Source organism: Magnetococcales bacterium, from assembly GCA_015228815.1.
Classification (GTDB): domain Bacteria; phylum Pseudomonadota; class Magnetococcia; order Magnetococcales; family UBA8363; genus UBA8363.
Window position 1 is genome coordinate 134,736 of the sequence record JADGCV010000004.1, and the last position, 18,133, is coordinate 152,868.

General features: G+C 57.1%; 14 protein-coding genes and 3 pseudogenes. 11 read left to right on the forward strand and 6 right to left on the reverse strand.

Annotation, left to right across the window (positions count from 1 at the left end; all coding sequences use genetic code 11):
* Positions 1-2: 2 nt before the first annotated feature.
* Positions 3-206 (reverse strand): hypothetical protein, encoded by a 204-nt coding sequence (locus HQL76_02965; GenBank protein MBF0108124.1) that lies wholly within the window; start codon positions 204-206, stop codon positions 3-5.
* A gap of 38 nt (positions 207-244) precedes the next feature.
* Here HQL76_02965 and HQL76_02970 point away from each other — a divergent pair, with 38 nt between their 5' ends.
* Positions 245-2,227, forward strand: a complete 1,983-nt coding sequence (locus HQL76_02970) for an EAL and GGDEF domain-containing protein (GenBank protein ID MBF0108125.1) — start codon at positions 245-247, stop codon at positions 2,225-2,227.
* Positions 2,228-2,392: 165 nt separating this feature from the next.
* On the forward strand, positions 2,393-3,103 hold the full coding sequence (locus HQL76_02975; GenBank protein MBF0108126.1) for a DUF1640 domain-containing protein: 711 nt from the start codon (positions 2,393-2,395) through the stop codon (positions 3,101-3,103).
* A gap of 150 nt (positions 3,104-3,253) precedes the next feature.
* Here the strand turns inward: HQL76_02975 and HQL76_02980 are convergent, their stop codons facing one another.
* A complete protein-coding gene (locus HQL76_02980; protein MBF0108127.1) occupies positions 3,254-3,685 on the reverse strand; it encodes a hypothetical protein in 432 nt (143 codons plus the stop codon).
* Between the two features lie 309 nt (positions 3,686-3,994).
* Between HQL76_02980 and HQL76_02985 the strand changes: the two genes are divergently transcribed.
* Positions 3,995-4,705, forward strand: a complete 711-nt coding sequence (locus HQL76_02985; GenBank protein MBF0108128.1) for a response regulator transcription factor — start codon at positions 3,995-3,997, stop codon at positions 4,703-4,705.
* A 510-nt stretch (positions 4,706-5,215) separates the two neighbouring features.
* On the opposite strand, the pseudogene HQL76_02990 reads toward HQL76_02985, so the two are convergent.
* From HQL76_02990 to HQL76_03000, 3 pseudogenes are all read right to left on the reverse strand, one after another.
* A pseudogene (locus HQL76_02990) lies at positions 5,216-5,698 on the reverse strand (response regulator).
* A 414-nt stretch (positions 5,699-6,112) separates the two neighbouring features.
* Positions 6,113-7,558: pseudogene (locus tag HQL76_02995) on the reverse strand (GAF domain-containing protein).
* A gap of 774 nt (positions 7,559-8,332) precedes the next feature.
* A pseudogene (locus HQL76_03000) lies at positions 8,333-8,839 on the reverse strand (MCP four helix bundle domain-containing protein).
* A gap of 220 nt (positions 8,840-9,059) precedes the next feature.
* On the opposite strand from HQL76_03000, the gene HQL76_03005 reads away from it, so the two are divergent.
* From HQL76_03005 to HQL76_03040, 8 genes are all read left to right on the forward strand, one after another.
* The gene (locus HQL76_03005; GenBank protein ID MBF0108129.1) at positions 9,060-9,374 is read left to right on the forward strand and encodes a hypothetical protein; all 315 of its coding nucleotides are present in this window, start codon (positions 9,060-9,062) and stop codon (positions 9,372-9,374) included.
* 7 nt (positions 9,375-9,381) lie between these two features.
* Positions 9,382-10,065 (forward strand): hypothetical protein, encoded by a 684-nt coding sequence (locus HQL76_03010; protein ID MBF0108130.1) that lies wholly within the window; start codon positions 9,382-9,384, stop codon positions 10,063-10,065.
* 242 nt (positions 10,066-10,307) lie between these two features.
* Complete coding sequence (locus HQL76_03015; protein MBF0108131.1) at positions 10,308-10,946, forward strand: nitroreductase family protein; 639 nt, start codon at positions 10,308-10,310, stop codon at positions 10,944-10,946.
* A gap of 342 nt (positions 10,947-11,288) precedes the next feature.
* Complete coding sequence (gene dsrA, locus HQL76_03020) at positions 11,289-12,542, forward strand: dissimilatory-type sulfite reductase subunit alpha (protein MBF0108132.1); 1,254 nt, start codon at positions 11,289-11,291, stop codon at positions 12,540-12,542.
* A 53-nt stretch (positions 12,543-12,595) separates the two neighbouring features.
* Entirely contained in the window at positions 12,596-13,669 is a 1,074-nt protein-coding gene (gene dsrB / locus HQL76_03025) for a dissimilatory-type sulfite reductase subunit beta (protein ID MBF0108133.1), read from the forward strand.
* A 43-nt stretch (positions 13,670-13,712) separates the two neighbouring features.
* Positions 13,713-15,590 carry an FAD-dependent oxidoreductase gene (locus HQL76_03030; GenBank protein MBF0108134.1) on the forward strand — a complete coding sequence of 626 codons (1,878 nt, stop codon included), beginning with the start codon at positions 13,713-13,715 and terminating at the stop codon, positions 15,588-15,590.
* Between the two features lie 169 nt (positions 15,591-15,759).
* Complete coding sequence (locus tag HQL76_03035) at positions 15,760-16,389, forward strand: DUF4351 domain-containing protein (protein MBF0108135.1); 630 nt, start codon at positions 15,760-15,762, stop codon at positions 16,387-16,389.
* 211 nt (positions 16,390-16,600) lie between these two features.
* Complete coding sequence (locus HQL76_03040; GenBank protein ID MBF0108136.1) at positions 16,601-17,347, forward strand: sulfite exporter TauE/SafE family protein; 747 nt, start codon at positions 16,601-16,603, stop codon at positions 17,345-17,347.
* A gap of 39 nt (positions 17,348-17,386) precedes the next feature.
* Here the strand turns inward: HQL76_03040 and HQL76_03045 are convergent.
* Positions 17,387-18,133: hypothetical protein (locus HQL76_03045; GenBank protein MBF0108137.1), on the reverse strand; the 747-nt coding region annotated here is incomplete at its 5' end.

Below are 18,133 nucleotides of genomic sequence, written 5' to 3' on the forward strand. Positions count from 1 at the left end.
GTTCATGAAAAAAGCGAAAAAGATTTTCGACCTTCGAAATCTTCTTGCGGTCCGGTAACGTCCGCACCCCGGCCCACATCGTCCCATGACCGGCAATTTTCCATCTCCAATACTTTGAAAAACATTATTTTTTTCTCATTCATTCCAAAACGTGCCGCATCCATTGCGTCACCATGGCATGGTTCTGGCGTTTTCGATGGCGTCAAGACCTCGGGCCATCCACAAACGTTCAGGATTCACGACCATGTTCAGAAAAATATTTGGCAAGGTGCAACAACCCTCGCGGCACGCCTGCCATCGGAACGATGTGACGATGGATGCAAAAAACACACGGCGCCCCCCTCCGGAACCCTCCGATGAAGGCACAGCCCATGAGTTCAACACCATCATCGAACAATCGCGGTTGGTCCCCCATTTCATGCCCATCATCGCCACGGGCCAACAACAGATCCATGGCTATGAGGCCCTGATCCGCGGTCCCGGAGAAAGCCCAATGCACATGCCCGAAGACCTGTTCGCCACGGCCAACGCCATGGAACGGACATGCGATCTCGAAGTCCTGTGTCGCCAACTTTCCCTCAAGGCTTTTGCCCAAACCTCCTCGCCAACAAAACTGTTTCTCAATGTCTCGCCCCATTGCCTCCTGGATCCGGAACACCCGCGCGGATCGACTGCCCGGCTGATGCATGTGTTGAACATCAATCCCAACCAGGTCGTGATCGAAATCACCGAAAACCTTCCGATCACCGATTACGACATCATCGTCAAGGCAGTCGATCATTTCCGGGCCAAGGGATTCGATGTCGCCATCGACGATCTCGGGGCGGGACACTCGGGATTGCGCGCCTGGTTCGAACTCAAACCCGACTACGTCAAACTGGACCGTTGTTTCCTCAAGGACATCGCCACCAATCCCCTCAATCAGGATTTTGTCCGTTCCATCATCCGGATGGCCCACGATACCGGATGCAAGGTCGTCGCCGAGGGAATCGAAACCGATGATGTCCTCCACCTTCTGCGCGATCTTCAGGTCGATTTCATGCAGGGGTTTCTTATCGGAGCCCCCTCCCCGGTCCTGAAAAGCGACATCGAGATTCCCTGGCCCAAGGTGGTACAGAACATGACCTTCCAGAATGAATCGGTCCCCGGCATGAACGCACACAAGGGAACCACCCTTGCGGAACTGGTGCAGTGGATCAAACCGGTGGAACCCGACATTCTGTGTCAGGATGTGGTCGAAATCTTTCGTCTCCGGGACAATCTCAGGTCGATCCCGGTCATTCGCCATGGCAAACCCAAGGGAATCATTTATCGCAACACCTTCCTGGGACTGTTTCTTTCCGCCTATGGTCACTCCCTGTACGACCGCAAACCCATCGACACCGTCATGGACACCCTGCAACCGGTCTTCGAACAGGACACGCCACTGGAACAGGTCAGCCAAACCCTGACCAGTCGCCGGGCCGAGTTGCAGGAAAACGAATTCATCGTCACCCACCATGGCCTGTACAAGGGTGTGGTCAACGTCATGGATCTTTTGCGCCGCATCACGCAACTTCAGGTGCTCAGCGCCCGCAACACCAATCCCTTGACCATGCTCCCAGGTAATGGCCCCATCCAGGAGACCGTCGAAGAGTGCCTGCAACAACGAACCCCATTCGCCATCGCTTATTGCGATCTGGACAATTTCAAGCCATACAACGACATCTACGGTTTTTCAAAAGGGGATGCGGTCATCCGGGCCACGGCCATGGTATTGATGAGTCACCTTGACCGCGGTCGTGACTTTCTGGGGCATATCGGCGGCGACGATTTCATCATGATCCTGCGCGGTGAAAACTGGGAACAGGTATGCCGCGACTGCCTCTCCTCCTTCGCCGCCATGGTCCCCCGATTTTATGACGAAGAGGATTACGCGGCAGGGGGAATCCGGGCGGCAAACCGGGAAGGTCATCCGACCTTCTTCGGCCTGCTCAGCCTGTCCATCGGACTCGCAACCCCCGACGTCGAAAAATGCCGCAATTATTTCGAAGTGGCAACCCTGGCGAGCCAGGCCAAGAAGGAGGCAAAAAAACAGGAAGGCAACAGCCTGTTCATCAACCGCCGCCTGTTCGTCAATCCTGCCGAAAAACTGCCCAACCCCAGCCCTGCCACCACCGGTCCCCTCCATTCGGCGCCAACCGGCAGCGCCCGTCATGACGCCGAAACACAGACCCATGCCGCCTGAAAAAATTCCAGGACCAACCTTCACTTCATGGCCAACCCTTCACAAATCCATCCTCCCGGATCAAGGGATGTCTCCGCCCCATCCCTTGAATCCAAGGACCAACAAAATCATTGGACCAGACCGGATCCGTTGGGATAATCTCTTCCAACAAGGAGAAACCCGGCCATGAATCATGCAGTCGCATTCGATACCCACGCCTACGTCAAAAAACTTGTTTCCACGGGATTCACCGAGGAACAGGCGGAAACCCAGATGCGTCTGCTGTCCGAGGTCCTGGATGCGCAACTTTCCACCAAGGCCGACCTGGCCAAGGTGGATGCCCGGGTCCTGGAACTGACCCGGGACATCGAATTGATCCGCCAGAACACAGAGTTGGTCCGGAAAGATATCAAGGCCCTGGATGTCAAGATCGAAACCACCAGGGCGGAACTCAAAAAAGACATCGAATCCACCAGAGCGGAATTCGGCGCCAAAATCGAATCCACCAAGGCGGAACTCAGCGCCAAAATCGAATCCACCAGGGCGGAACTCAAAAAAGACATCGAATCCACCAGGGCGGAACTCAAAAAAGACATCGAATCCACCAGGGCGGAACTCAACGCCAAGATCGAATCCACAAAGGCGGAACTCAACGCCAAGATCGAATCCACAAAGGCGGAACTCAAAAAAGACATCGAATCCACCAGGGCAGACCTGAAACGGGATTTGAAAGAACTTGAGCTGAGGATGATCATCAAGATGGGCGCCATGATCCTTGCCGCGATCCTTTCCGCAACGGGAGTGTTGGTGACCGCCCAGCGTCTCTGGCCCATTCCGATTCAGTCCGTTTCCTCTGTTCCCGTCGCCCCGGAAATTCAACGATCATCGGCGCCATGAAGGGGGTACGACAGGGCGACCGTTCGTAATGGATGACCGCGGATAAAAAAACCGACCCGATTATATACGGGCCGGTTTTCCTCGAACGACATGTCATTCCGGGCTAACGCCGGTTCTGTCCGCCTCTTCGGAAAACGGACAGGTATGTCGTCACTTCTTCTCCGGAGTTCCCGCAGCCGGGGCGACCGCTGCCGGAGCTGCCTTTGTCGGAGCGGCAGGAGCCGCTGCCGGAGCTGCCGGAGCCGATGGCGCAGCCGCCGCCGGAGCCGCCGGAGCCGATGGCGCAGCCGCCGCCGGAGCCGCCGGAGCTGATGGCGCAGCCGCCGCCGGAGCCGCTCCGCTGGGGGGAGCGCTGTCGGGAATGGCATCCTGGCCACCGTATTGATCGACGGTTCCGGCCAGTTCCGCCATGCATTTGCTGATGTACCCTTCCATCTTGTCGGCGGCGATGCCGTCTTCCTGTGCCCACTTCTGGCAGGTGCGCTTGTCGATTTCCTGATCTTCCTGGAGTCCCGCGGCAAACGCCATGGAGGAAGCAAACAAACCAGACACCACCAGCAAACCCATCTTCTTGACCATCATCGATTGTTCTCCTGTTTATGGCACACGACTGATTTTCCATCCCATTCATGTGGGATGCATGGGGCATGCAGGGTTGCGGGAGATCGGATTTTGCGTTTATAACAACACCCAGACCGCGACTCCACGCGCCCCCTTCAACAGAATTGGTAACCGATCATGATGTCCACGGCATTTCTTGAATGTTTCTGAAATGTTTCATACATATTTTTTCGACATTCATCCCGCCCGCCACCGGAATCATGTTCCCGGCACGGTCCGCGGACGGTTCCACCCCGGTTTCGATCAGGTCGCTCCTTGTCCGGAAATTCCGTGAACATATTGGTCGTCGAGGATGACCTGGCCCTGCTGGAAGTTCTGGCGGCCTATCTGGAAGAGTCGGGTTATCGGGTGCTCAAGGCCCGTAATGCCGGAGAACTGCATCGGATCCTCGGGCGGCAGACGGTCCATCTGGTCCTGCTGGACCTCGAACTGCCCGATGAAGACGGACTGGTGGTCGCACGTCGGATCCATGCCCGTTCGACAACCCCCTTCATGATCGTCAGCGCCCGAAACGGAAGAGAGGACCGGATCGCCGGCCTGGAACTTGGCGCCCTGGATTATGTCACCAAACCCTTCGATCCGCGGGAACTCGTTCTGCGCATCCGCAACATACTCAACCGGCAGGATCGCCCCGGTCATGCCGGTTCGGCGACACGCAAACGGGATGCGGAGGAAACGCTTCACCTGGGCGCGTGGCATTTGCACCTGGAACAACGATCCCTGATCCACGAGGATGGTCATGAAGCAGGATTGACGCGGGCGGAATTCGATCTTCTGGCGGCGCTGGCCTTGTCCCGCGGACGGGTCAAATCGCGTGATTCCCTGATCGACGCCGTCTCCCATGGCAGCGAACCCTCATCCGACCGGGCCATCGATGTCCTTGTCAGCCGCATTCGCAGAAAGATCGAACCCGATCCCCGAAACCCCATCCTCGTTCTGACCGTTCCCGGTTACGGTTATCGCCTGGCCATCACCCCCTGAAGTCCGTGCCAGACCACATCCCTCCGACCCGGATTGCCGCAGTCCTGACCGACCTCCCTGGTGACCGACGGACAGGGGATTGGCGACACAACCATGCAGGGCGTCCAGGGATTGTCGTCCCAGGAGTTCCAATTCCCTGATCTGAAATTTCGTTTCCTGCTCGCGATCTTCCCCCGGAATCGTCATGCCCCCCCCCTGCTGTTGCATTTTTCCGGCCCAGAGTCCCAAACGCCGCAACCCAATCGTCTCCGCCGCCCCCTTGAGTCGATGCGCCATCAGAGACATCCGTTCACGATCCCCCGTCACCAAGGCCCGCCGCAGTTCCTGGATCGATTGCTCCACTGAAAGAAGGCAGGCGGAAAAAACCCGTTCGAACCGCTCCCGCGACAAATCCCGGCGCATCCTTTCGAATGGCACGGCATCCAGAACCGGAGGCAGGCCGGAGGAAAGGAAACGCTTGTCCCTCTCGCGCAGCGCTCCCAGGGGCCGATTGTCCGCCACCGCATGCAGAAGCTCCTCCAATTGCTCCAACAACAAAGGCTTGGCCAGAAATCCATCCATGCCCGCCTCATGACAGAGATCCATCTCCTCCTTCATGGCACACGAGGTCAGCGCGACGATCAAAACCGAAGCCCGCTTCCCGCAATCCACCATCCGACGCGCCCGACGGGTCACTTCGAGACCATCGATGTCGGGCAGTCGGACATCCATCAGGACCAGATCGTAATCCCCCTCCCGCAATTGTTGCAACGCCGCGCCGCCACTCCGTGCCAGGGTTGCCCGAACCCCCAGATGGTCCAGCATCCCCAGGGCCACCTCCTGGTTGGCCGGTTCATCCTCGACCAGAAGGACATGCAATGGCCGGGACAGGACGGTATTGACCACTGAAGAGGTTCCCGGGGCGGCATCGTCACGACCCGCCTCCAGGGGAACGCGGATCCAGAAAAGGCTCCCTTGACCGACCATGCTTTCCATGCCGATCTCTCCCCGCATCGCCCGCAACAACGATTTGCAGATGGCCAACCCCAGTCCGGTACCGCCATAATGGCGGGAAATATGTTCTCCGCCCTGGGAGAAAGGGCGAAACAGACGTTCACGGAACTCCTCGGCGATCCCGATGCCGGTGTCCCGGATCTCCACCCGCAACCAGCGCTGCCCGCCCCCGGTCTCCTCGATCCCCGCCCGCAGATGAACGGCTCCCCGATCGGTAAACTTGATGGCGTTTCCCGCCAGGTTCAGGACCACCTGATGCAAACGCCCCGCATCCCCCACCAGGGCCCTCGGGACGCCAGGCTCCATCTCCATGGAAAAATCGATCGATTTTTCCACCGCCCGAAGGCTCAGAAGATCGTGAATGGATTGAAACACCGGAGCCAGAAGAAAGGTTTCCCGTTGCAGCGTGACCATTCCCGCCTCGATCTTGGACAGATCCAGGATGTCGTCGATCATCAACAACAGGCTGCGACCCGAACGAACAATGGTATCGACCTGGCTTTTCTGTCCCGGAGTCAGTTGCGTCTTCTCCAGAAGTTGCGCCATCCCCAGAAGGCCATTCATGGGAGTGCGCAGTTCGTGGCTCATGGTGGCAAGGAATTCGCTCTTGTACTGGTCGGATCGCCTGAGTTTTTCCGCCTGCCGTTCAAGGGCTTCCTGGGCCTCGACCAGCGATCGGTTGCGTTGCTCCAGCACGGTCCGGGCATTTTCTAGGTCCATCGATTGCTGGCGCAGTTGGTCGTTGGTCCGTTGCAGTTGGGTTGCCATGGCCCGGGACACGTTGAGGGCATCGGCCAGGGGACGGGCCTGGGCGCTTTCGAAGGCCATGGCGATGGCCTCCATGGTCTCCGCGAAAAAATGGACCTCCCGCTCCCCAGGCTCGGCAAGAAACGCCAGGGCGATGACGCCACGAGGTTTTCCCTCGGTATGAAAGGGCGCCAGAAGCAACGCCTGGGGAACAATGCTCCCGATTCCCGTGGCAATGTTCCATTGGACCTGGGACAAATCCCGCCACAGGGTCGCCCCCGACCTCCGGGCGGCCATGCCGATCAATCCTTCCTCCAGGTCCAGGACCCGGTCGCGATCGATTCCCTCCGGGACGGCATGGCCTCCGGTACACTGCAACCCCTCGCCATCGGGCCGGCTGACCACCAGATACATCACCCCCGAAACGGCATTCAGGTGATGGCACAACGATCGAACCACCCGACTGGACAGGGCATCGATGGACAGGGTGCCGCGCATCGCCTCGGCCAGACCGAGCAGACCATCCTGTTTCCAGCGCCGCAACCGGTTTTCCATGTCGGCGGACTGAAGATTGAAGGCCATGGTTTTCAAGGCATGGCTCAGACGATCGTGTTCCGAACGGGGAGTGATCCGAATATCGAACCGGCCCTGGGAAATGGCATGGGCCTGACTGATGATGGTCTCCATGTTTTCGATGATTTCATTGATGGCCCGGGACAGGTGATCCTGGTCGCTCTGGAGTTGCAGACGGTTGGTGAAATCGCCCTCCACCACGCGATTGGCCATCCCGGCAATGGCCAGATAACGCTCCGAAATGGTATTCAAGGCTTCACCAATGACCGTCAACTCGTCGCGAATCGCCGAAGGAGGATTGTGGACCATCTGCCCCAGGGCGATGGCATCGGCATGACGCACCAATCCCCGCACCCGTTCCGAAAGGGTTCGGATGATCCACCGGGCGATCAGGGCGCACAGAATGATGGCGATCAGGGCAATCGCCATGCCCGCCCACCGCGAAGCGATATAGGTCTCTTCCGCCTGCCGTTGCGCCGATTGCATCTGACGTTCCTTGCGGTTGACCAGATCCTGAAGAATGCGTTCCGCCTGATCCATCAGTTGCCGTCCCTTGCCGGTGGAAAGATCGAAGGCGCGATGGTTGGCGTTCTCCTTGGCCTTTTCGACGACTTGCAGGGTAATCTGGACAAACTGCTCGAACTGTTCCCTGATCGATGCCAGAATGATCGCCTCCCGTGGCGTGGCCAGGCGGGACAACCGCTCCAGATGATCGTTGACGTTGGATTGCAACAGGACGATGCGGGCGGCATATTCGTCCATGCGGCGGGTGTTGTGGGTGAGGATGAGGTCCTTTTCGGCCCGATGGATCTTGACCAGGTCGCGATGAACCCGATTGCCCAGATGGGCCTTTTCGATGGCCGATTCCATGTCCTGGCGCGCCCTGAGGACATCCATGTCGGTGTGCTGGATGAGTTGCCGAAAAATACGCAGGGCAATTTCATGTTGCGCCCGACCCGTCTTTTTGTAGAGTTCCCGTCCCTTGGCGAGCGCCCCCTCCTGGATGAAGCGGACGATCCGTTCGCTGGTCTCGAAATATTCCAGCCAGCGTTCGCGAAACCGAGACAGAAGTTCCTCCTCGGTCGGACTGGCCAATGATTCCAGTTTTGTGGTCGTTTCCAGGACCCTTTTGCGCGACGTGGCGATCAGTCGAATCAACTCCTCCGATTCCTTCCTGCCCACCTCGAAAAGCAATATCCTTTCGTTTTTTTGGGTTTCCAGAACGTCATCGAGCAGTTGGCTGGCGATGTGGGATTTGGCCATGGCCGAATGGGCAAGAATTTTGGAGGCGTTGCGCACCCTGAGTTCACTGCGGTCCACCAGGGATTCGATTCCTTGTGCCAGTTGGGCAAAGGCCTCCTGTCCCACCCCCTGGGACAGATTGCGCGCCTCGACATTGGAATTCTCGCGGGTCAAACGGACGATGTCCCGCCGCACCTGGCTGTAGCCTTCGAACAGGGTGCGAAATTTTTCAAGATTTTTCGTGTCTTCCGCACCAAGTGAATTCATCAGGATCTGAAAATGCCGTCTGAGGTCGCCATCGATGGTCTCCATGACCTTTTCATATTGATCCATTTCCCCCTGATCGCGGGCAAGGATCATATTTTTCTCGGCCCGTTGCAGCGCGATCAGATCCTGGACCATTCCCGTGGCCAGACGCAGATTATGGGCATCGATGGTGACCACCAGTTCAAGGGTCTTGCGGGTGCGGTCGAGAAGGTCCAACCCCGACCAGGTCACCAATCCCATCAGGCTCATCACCATGATGAAACCGGCGATGATCCTCTGGGAAATGGTACGAGGCCACAAACTGTTCACCATGGGAAAACCCGTTCCAAGGCAGAAAAGATACTTGAGAATGAAACGACGCCGCCACAAGAAGACCCGGCATCCTGGAATGGTGACAGGGTCCCGCCTTTCGCTTCACGAATCAAGTGGCCTACAATGAGATTTTCATCGCAATCGATGGAAAGGTGCGCGAGAATTACCCATACCCCACTCCAATCCAGTCGAACCCTCAACGAATCCATGGACACCCCCGATGGTTGGCGACAAACTCAGACGCATTCCCACCCTCTGGAACCCATCGTCCGGAGTGGCGACGTTGCTGTTGCGCCAGGGGGCGGGGACCGTGGCGCTACTCATCGGGATACTCCTGTCCATTCCCGGAATCCCTGGACCCGGATTCGTCCTGATATTCCTGGGCCTTCTGCTGCTGGACTTTCCGGGAAAAAGACGGCTGATCACACGATTTTCCGGCCAACGCTGGTTCCGGGTCACCCGGGTCTTTCTGAGAAAAAGATTGCGTATCCTTTTGGAAATGAAGCCACCAATCGTCACCCAAGATCCTGAATGAGCCTGTCATGGACACCATCGCCGCCACCCTTGCCCGACGTTGCGATGACGACGGCCACCGTTTTCAAACCGCCGACGGCGAATTTCTCGATGCCCTGTGCGGGGCCAGCGCCGTCCGTGTCGAAGAAGGGTTCGGAAAGAAAAGATTTGTATTCGCCGACGGCTCCGCCATCACCATGGGGGATGGATCGTGGCATGTCGGTTTCGCTTCATGCTTCTGCATTCGCGCCATGGGCCATTTTCCGGGATGCGCCAACCCGGAAACGACTCATCCCGCGGAAGAATCGCCCGCACGCCAGGTGGATCCCCCGTCCAGCCGCCCATGTTTACCCGTTTGCCCCCAGGAAGAACGCCCCACCTCGGAACCGGAGTCCGAATCACCCCGATTGGAGGAAACGGACCCTCTTCCCGCCGGGTCCATCCCCCTGCCCGCCCCGCCGCCCTATACCATCCGTACCTATGGCAAGATCAATTCCACGGTGGCCATCGAAGGAAGCCACAACAAAGCACGGCGCGCGGCACGAGCCATGCTCTCCATCGAGGCAGGCATCAGCCACGCCTGGCTGATCGACGTCAACGGCAGGATCATCGACGCCTACGAGCTGGTGTCCGTCACGGATGGCTCAAGCCGGATCCGGAAAATCGCCCCGGGCGACCTGGGCAAACTCAATCAGTATGTATTACCCCTTTGAGGAAAAAAAACATGCAACCTCGGGAACAAATCAGCCGCTGGCTTGTCCAAGGAAGGTTTGGACGAGCGGAACTTGAACGATTGTTTGTCGAATTCGGTACTTATGGCGCCGCCACCTTGCGGGATGATGGCGAAATCCATGTCTACGGCTCCAGTCAATGCGCCTGCGCCGACGAAATGGCCTCGGATCAGGAACTGGCCCGTTTTATCGGTTTTGTCGAACAACGGAAAGGACCAGGAACCATGGACCTCTTCGAGGCCATCGAACAACGACGCGCCGTCCGCAAGTTCGATCCCCACCATGAGATCGACGAGGCCCAGGTGATGGAACTGTTTCGTCTGACCATGCTGTCACCAACCGCCTTCAACATGCAGAACTGGCGTTTTCTCTGGCTTCGGGACCGGGAAAAACGTCAGGAACTGGCCGGGGTCTTCCGCAACGGGGAAATGGTGAAGAATGCATCCCTGCTGGTCTTGATTCTGGCCGATCTCAGGGCATGGGAAAAATCACCCGAGCGCTACTGTGCCCAGGTACCCGAAGAGGCACGCAGTCGGATCGTCGCGGGGATGGACCATTTCTATCGGGACGATCCATCGAGACAACGGGACGAGGCCATGCGCTCGGGAGGGATGGCGGCGCAAACACTGATGCTCGCCGCCCGGGGAATGGGACTGGATTCCTGCCCCATGATCGGCTTCGACTTTTCCGCCGCGGCAAACCTCGTGAACCTGCCTCATGACCACTGCATCGTCATGGCCGTGGTGATCGGACGGAAACTGGAATCTCCCCCCCCGCGCACGGAACGACTCGCCTTGAATGAAGTAGTCATCATCGACGGCTTCCCGGGATTGATTCAGGAATTCAAAAGGGACAAACAATGAGCCAGTCCCGCGGAATATCGGTTTTTCGCGTAGTTTTTTGTTATTGTTAGCAATTCACTGATTGTGGCACAGGTGCCGGATCCGTTCGTCACCCACCCACGACACCTTGAGTACATCCACCCGTCGTGACCGGTGAAAAAGTGAAATGAGTAAATCAGGAAAATGTGATCTTTCGAAGTTGTCATGCATGCCTCGGGCATGTAGAATCCGACTTTGTAAAGATTCCGTGATCCCGCCGATCATGACTACGCCGCTTGAGGTGAGGCCGGCTCCCATCGGGGCAAGCACACTGGAAAGCAATCTCACACTGTCAAGAGGAGTCATCGTATGAGTGCTAAGGAAATGGCCTTGAACACCCCGATGCTGAACGAACTGGAAACGGGGGAATGGCCAAGTTTTGTGACCGATCTGAAGGCGTATTCCAAGAAAAGACCCGTCATCACCCAACTGCTCAACCAGTTGGAAGAATCCTATGAAACCCGCTGGAACTACTGGCAAGGGAAGATTCTCAACGCCCCCGGCTACGGCGGCGGCATCATCGCCCGCGTCTCCGACAAGGCGGACAAATATCCCGGTCTCGCCAACTTTCACACCGTCCGCGTGATCGAGCCGCCGGGCTGGGTCTACAGCACCGATGCCCTGCGCAATCTGGCCGACATTGCCGAAAAGAACGGCGCCGGCATTCTGCAGTTCCATGGGATGTCGGGCGACGTCCTCCTCCTTGGGTTCGACGATGCAGGCTCCCTGCAATGCGCCGAAGACCTGATGAACAATGGTTGGGACATCGGTGGCTCGGGCGCCGCCATGCGGACGCTGCAATGCTGTGTCGGTCAGGCCCGTTGCGAAATGGCCTGCTATGACACCATGAAAATGACAAAACATATTACCGATACGTTCATTCACTATCTGCACCGTCCGGAGTTCGTTTATAAATTCAAGTTCAAGCTCTCCGGCTGCCCCAACGATTGCGCCAACTCCATCGTCCGCTCCGACATGCCCATCATCGGCACCTGGCGGGGCCCCATGCAGGTCGATCAGAAGAAAGTGGCGGAATTCATCGACCAGAAGGGGATGGAATACCTGATCGACAACGTGCTGACCCGCTGCCCGACCCGTTGCCTTTCGGTCCGTGGCAAGGAACTCGTGGTCGATAACAGCGATTGCGTCCGTTGCATGCATTGCATCAACGTCATGCACAAGGCCCTCAAGCCGGGCAAGGACCGTGGCGCGACCATCCTTGTTGGCGGCAAGCGGACCCTGAAGATTGGCGACACCATGGGGTCGGTTCTGGTTCCGTTCGTCAAGCTCGAAACCGATGAAGACCGCACCAATTTCACCGATTTCGTCGAGAAGGTCTGGGAATTCTGGAACGACAACGGCATGGATCACGAGCGGATCGGCGAATTCATCTATCGCATCGGCATGCTGACCTTCCTCAAGGGGATCGACATCGAACCCGACGCCCGGATGGTCAGCCGGCCCCGGACGACCTCCTACATCAAGTTCGAGGAATTGGGACCCAGCCGGTTCGAAGGGGAACGGGTCCAGAATCCCCCCGTCTGGAATCGTGAATCGGAAGGTCGGGAAACCGTCTAGGCTGCTCGAATCATCGCCAACAGGCCATCATTTTCACAGGAGTCAAGCGTATCATGAGTCAAAACACGTTGGCGCCCCGCGACCAGGGCGCTCCCGACTACACGAAGTATCTGCATCCACTCATGGCCAAGAACTATGGCAAGTGGGACTACCATGAAAGATTGCGTCCTGGAGTGCTTGTCCATGTTGCCGAGAACGGCGACAAACTCTACACGGTACGGGCCGGATCTCCACGGACGATGAGCGCCGACACCGTGCGCAAGGTGTGCGCGATCGCCGACAAGTATTGCGAAGGGCATCTGCGCTTCACCACCCGTTCCAACATCGAGTTTCTGGTGGGCAAGAAGGAAAACCTTGATCCTCTGATTCATGCGGTCGAAAAGGATCTCGGTTGGCCACTGGGGGGGACGGGTCCTTCGGTTTCCAACATTTCCCACACCCAGGGCTGGCTGCACTGCAACCTGCCCGGATCCGACGCCGCCGGTTCGGTCAAGGCGCTGATGGATGACCTGATCGCCGATTTCAAGAACGAGGAACTGCCCAACCGGGTACACATTTCCTCCTCGTGCTGCCAGATCAACTGCGCCAGCCATGGCGACATCTCCATCATCGTGCAACACCACCATCCACCCCGGATCAACCACAAGAACATGCAGATTTGCGAACTGCCCAAGGTGGTCGCCATCTGCCCTGCCGCCGCGATCCGTCCGGCGACGATCGATGGAATGGAAACCGTCGAAGTGGTTGAAGAGAAGTGCATGTACTGCGGCGCCTGCCATGGCCAATGCCCGAGCATGGAAATTCGCGATGCCCAGACCGATACCCTGTCGATCTGGGTCGGCGGCAAGATGTCCAACGCCCGCAGCGCCCCGACCTTCATGAAACTGGCGGTCTGGGGAATTCCCAACAACCCGCCGCGGTGGCCCGAAGTTTCCGCCGCCGTCAAGACGATCCTCGCCGCCTACAAGGAAGGGGGCAAGCCGTGGGAGCGTCTGGGAGAATGGATCGAGCGGATTGGATGGCAGAGGTTTTTCGAAAAAACCGGTTTCCCATTTACCCGTTATCACATCGATGACAGTCCGGAGGCCCTTTCCACGCTCAACAGGTCGGCCATGCTCCGGCTCTGATGCGGTTGTCTGGTAACCTGTTTACTCCGGGAGGAATCCGTTAATGCTTGAGTCGTCCATTTTGAATCAGGTTTCCAAGGAAGACCTGGAAGCAAGGCTCGGTCGTGGTGTACCCGAGGAAATCGTCGTCCGTAACGGCACCAGCTGGAAATGCCCCACCTACGTACAAAGGATCCCCCCCTGCCGGGACGCTTGTCCCAGCAGCGAGGACATCCGGGGCTATCTGACCACCATCGCCCAGACGGGAATGTTCAAGAAGTCGCATGATCAGGCCCTGGATGAGGCGTGGGAACTGTTGACCGATAAAAATCCCCTTCCGGCCACCCACGGTCGGATCTGTCCCCATCCCTGCGAATCGGGATGCAACCGGCAGTACATGACCGATGGTTCCGTGGCGATCAACAACATGGAACGGTTCATCGGCGACCATGGCCTGAACCGCAAACTGAAGTACAAAAAATTGACCGACAAGGTGTCGGGCAAGAAGGTTGCGGTCGTGGGATCGGGTCCCGCGGGGCTTTCCTGTGCGTATCAACTCGCCCGCAGGGGGCACAAGGTCACCATCTTCGAGGCGTTCGCCAAGACGGGAGGAATGTTGCGTTACGGCATCCCCTCCTACCGTCTGCCCGACGACATCCTCGACGCGGAGGTGCAAAACATTCTCGACCTGGGGGTGGAACTCAAATGCAACACCCGCATTGGACGAGACATCTCCTTTGAAGACCTGAAAAAACAGTACGATGCCGTTTTCCTGGGTCTTGGGGCCCACAAGGGAAGCGTCATGAACATCCCTGGGGAAAATTCGGCCAATGTATTCACCGCGGCAAGTTTTCTCAACCGGGTCAACTCCGGGGCCAAGGTGGAAATCGGTTCCCAGGTCATCGTCATCGGTGGTGGTGACAGCGCCATGGACGCCGCCCGCGTCTCTCTGCGCCTTCAGGCAGAACTCGATGCCGCCGATGCTTCGGGAAATCCCCATGCCTACGACCAGGCCCGCGAGGAAGTGGATCGGAAGGCGCAACATGATGAAGAGACCGTCTCCATCGAAAAAACCGCCCTGGACTCGGCCCGTTCGGCGATCCGGGTGTCGAAATACACCCAGGTGACGGTGCTGTACCGCCGGACCAAGGATGAAATGCCCGCCATCGCCAAGGATGTGGTCGAGGCGGAGCATGAAGGAATCCATTTCGAGCTTCTGACCGCCCCGGTGGAAATCATCACCGAGGGGGGACGGGCAACCGGTGTCAAGTGCATCCGGATGGAACTGGGTGCGCCCGACAGTTCTGGCCGGCGTCGTCCGGTACCGGTCGCAGGCTCGGAATTCGTCATCGCCTGCGATACCATCATCATGGGGATCGGGCAGGTGCCGGAATTGGAGCAGGGAATGGATACCCTGGCGGACAAATGGGGATGGCTGTCGGTCGATAAGACCTTCAACACCCCGACCCCGGGGGTATTCGCCGGGGGCGACGTGATCGGACTGGGTATTTCAACCCGTTCCGTCGGACATGGACGGATGGCGGCTCGTGCCATTCATGCCTATCTCAATGGTGACAACATCAATTTGGCCCACAAGGCGCGTCCGGTGAAACATACCGAAATGCGTCTGAGCTTCTATCCGTCGATCAAGCGGAACGAGGAAAAGCAAATTCCCGTCGAAGAAGCGACCAAAACATTCAAGGAGACGACACAAACGATCTCCTTCGAACAGGCGTTGGTGGAGTCCAAGCGTTGCATGAGTTGTGGCCTGTGCTTCGCGTGTGACCAATGCCGGATCTACTGCCCGAGAGAAGCCATCGAGCGTGATTTCAAACGGCCACAAGGCAAGGTGATGCATACCGATTACACCCGGTGCAACGGTTGCCATGTGTGTCATCTTTCCTGCCCCTGCGGTTACATTCAAATGGGGATGGGACTGTAGATGGACCGAACGGAGGACCATGAGTTCTTTCCTGGTCCTCCGTCTTTGTTGACAACGGGTTCTGGTCGTGGACCGGGCTGGTCGAACCCGTTGTCAACCCGAGACCTTACATAGAGCAAATCATTGACAGTATACTGATCTATAAAATGTGACAAAGTGGCATTCAAAGGTGACCGAGAGCCTGAACGAAAGGACGTTTGCCAAGGTCTATCGATATGATGATTCCTATTTGGAATATGCTGATTTAAAATATCATCAATTGCGAACACTTTTTGTCGGTTCGATCACCCCTCGAATGTCTCTCCTCAAATGCTATTCATTTCAACCGGTCGGGATCAATGGTGTTTATGAAAACCAGCCGATCTTCGGCAGAACTTTGCGATTGACTTTGCCGAATCAAGGGTTGCCTTATGCGTCAGAGCCCTTCAATGCCATTGTAACCGGTTTAAGGAGTAATTTCATGCAAAATTCATTAGATCATCTCGATAATGCAGGTCTGACTTCGGATTCCGTGATGCAGGTCGGGAGACGGATGCTTGAGGCAACGATTGATATGATGCCTGATGAAAGGCTCCATGCCATCCCGAAATTGGAGCGTCTTCTGGTGCAGAAACTTCAAGATGGCGAACAGAAAGGCGAGGCCAAAATTCTAACCAGCCTGCTGCAACGTCGTTTTGGCACTATTCCCGAATGGGCCAGCGAAAAGATCGCCAAAGCAGAGCCGTCCTCTCTGGAAGAATGGAGCCTTCGGATATTGGACGTTCAATCCCTGGACGATGTTTTTTCGGACAGGGGGTGACATGACAGTGGGTCTTCAGGGCTGCCGAGGCCAAGTACAGACATGTCGCATCCATCAACGTATGTTTAAGCGTGAATCGGCCCTTGGCGATGGTTTCCATGATGACATGGACTGATACCAAAGCCGACGAGATTGAAAAGAAATTGCCCACCGAAGGTGGACATCATGTTCAGGTTTTCTCTGTCATCTCCTTTCTCCTTCACTGGTTCCCATGCTTCCTGACATGCCCTGGTTGCAACTACTGCCGGCGTGGCTGGCCGTCGCAACGGGCGCCTTGATTCAGGGAACCGTCGGTTTTGGCATCGCGTTGATCGCCGCCCCTTTGTTGTTGCTCATCAAACCGGAACTGATCCCCGGCCCAATGATGTTTGCCACCTTTTTTTTGACCTCATTGACCTGGTGGCGGGAACGTCATGCGGTCCATTGGCAGGATGTCGGAGGAGCCTGGATCGGACGCATGGCGGGAACAGTGACGGGAACCATTGCCATGGCGCTCCTCCCCGGGTCGATTCTGGTCCCGACCATGGGTTTCCTGATCGTGGTTGGGGCTTTCATGAGCATGCACATTCGACCTTTTCAGCCGACTCGTCCCATCCTCATGGTGGCTGGTCTCATGTCAGGAATCATGGGGACCATGACCTCGGCGGGTGGTCCACCGATGTTGCTGGCCTTGCAACATGTCTCGGGAGCGCGACTGCGAGCCACTCTGGGGGCATTTTTCACCCTGGGCATTGTATTTTCCCTGGCCTCGTTGACGATGATCGATCGTTTCGGTCTCCGTGAAGCGCTTCAGGGAATATCGTTCGTTCCGGCCATTCTGTTCGGTTTTTTCCTGTCCAATCGATTATTGACAGTCATCGACAAGAAATGGTTGCGCCGCCTTGCCCTGGCCTTTTCCGCGGGATCGGGGATAATGATCGTCGCCGGCTCACTGGCAAAATGGATGGCGGAACAATAACCTGGTCAACACGACTTGGAAGACGACCCGACCACCGGTTCACTTTTCAAGTTCCGCCTGTATATCCAGGATCTTTTTGGATGCCACATCGCGAATGAAATAGGTGCCGCCGTCACTCTGACGCAATATCCGGCTGACAGTCACCCATTTTCCATGGGCCTGAACAACCTGGTCCCAGAAAGACCTGGGAATTTTCACCGTTCCATCCCCCTCGAAAGCCACCATGAACGCTTCCCGTGGAACGATTTGAACGAATAGTGCCATTTCGGACAAATTTTCTGGCGAAAGATCAAATTGTTCTCCTTCGCAAAAAACGGTCCGCCCCATCATGCGGGCCATGGAGAAACGAACCCATTGGTCATCCGGAGCGGTAATGCTGAAACCTACCTCAGTGCCGTCATGTTCGTCGGGAATCATGGTATACGGCATCTGCCAATGACGAACGATCGCCACTTTCCTGGGTTGAAATATTGACGTACCCACCACCTCCCGTGAATCTTCCAGCTTCTTCACCCCAAAAGGAAGCGGCTCAACCCGTAATGGCATCAAGGATACGAAAGACAAGGGCGCTTTACGTATCGCACCCTCTTTCGCTTCCTTCTCGGCGGCCAGTTTCGCTTCCTTCTCCGCCAACACCTTCGCTTCCTTCTCGGCGGCCAGTTTCGCTTCCTTCTCCGCCAACGCCTTCGCTTCCTTCTCCGCCAACGCCTTCGCTTCCTTCTCCGCCAACGCCTTCGCTTCCTTCTCCACCAACGCCTTCGCTTCCTTCTCCGCCAACGCCTTCGC

Bases quoted from the DNA above. Each gene is read 5' to 3' on its own strand.
- HQL76_02970 (MBF0108125.1), top strand. From the start codon at position 245: ATGTTCAGAAAAATATTTGGCAAGGTGCAACAACCCTCGCGGCACGCC.
- HQL76_02975 (MBF0108126.1), top strand. From the start codon at position 2,393: ATGAATCATGCAGTCGCATTCGATACCCACGCCTACGTCAAAAAACTT.
- HQL76_02980 (MBF0108127.1), bottom strand. From the start codon at position 3,685: ATGATGGTCAAGAAGATGGGTTTGCTGGTGGTGTCTGGTTTGTTTGCT.
- HQL76_03005 (MBF0108129.1), top strand. From the start codon at position 9,060: ATGGTTGGCGACAAACTCAGACGCATTCCCACCCTCTGGAACCCATCG.
- HQL76_03010 (MBF0108130.1), top strand. From the start codon at position 9,382: ATGGACACCATCGCCGCCACCCTTGCCCGACGTTGCGATGACGACGGC.
- HQL76_03015 (MBF0108131.1), top strand. From the start codon at position 10,308: ATGGACCTCTTCGAGGCCATCGAACAACGACGCGCCGTCCGCAAGTTC.
- dsrA (MBF0108132.1), top strand. From the start codon at position 11,289: ATGGCCTTGAACACCCCGATGCTGAACGAACTGGAAACGGGGGAATGG.
- dsrB (MBF0108133.1), top strand. From the start codon at position 12,596: ATGAGTCAAAACACGTTGGCGCCCCGCGACCAGGGCGCTCCCGACTAC.
- HQL76_03030 (MBF0108134.1), top strand. From the start codon at position 13,713: ATGCTTGAGTCGTCCATTTTGAATCAGGTTTCCAAGGAAGACCTGGAA.
- HQL76_03040 (MBF0108136.1), top strand. From the start codon at position 16,601: ATGCTTCCTGACATGCCCTGGTTGCAACTACTGCCGGCGTGGCTGGCC.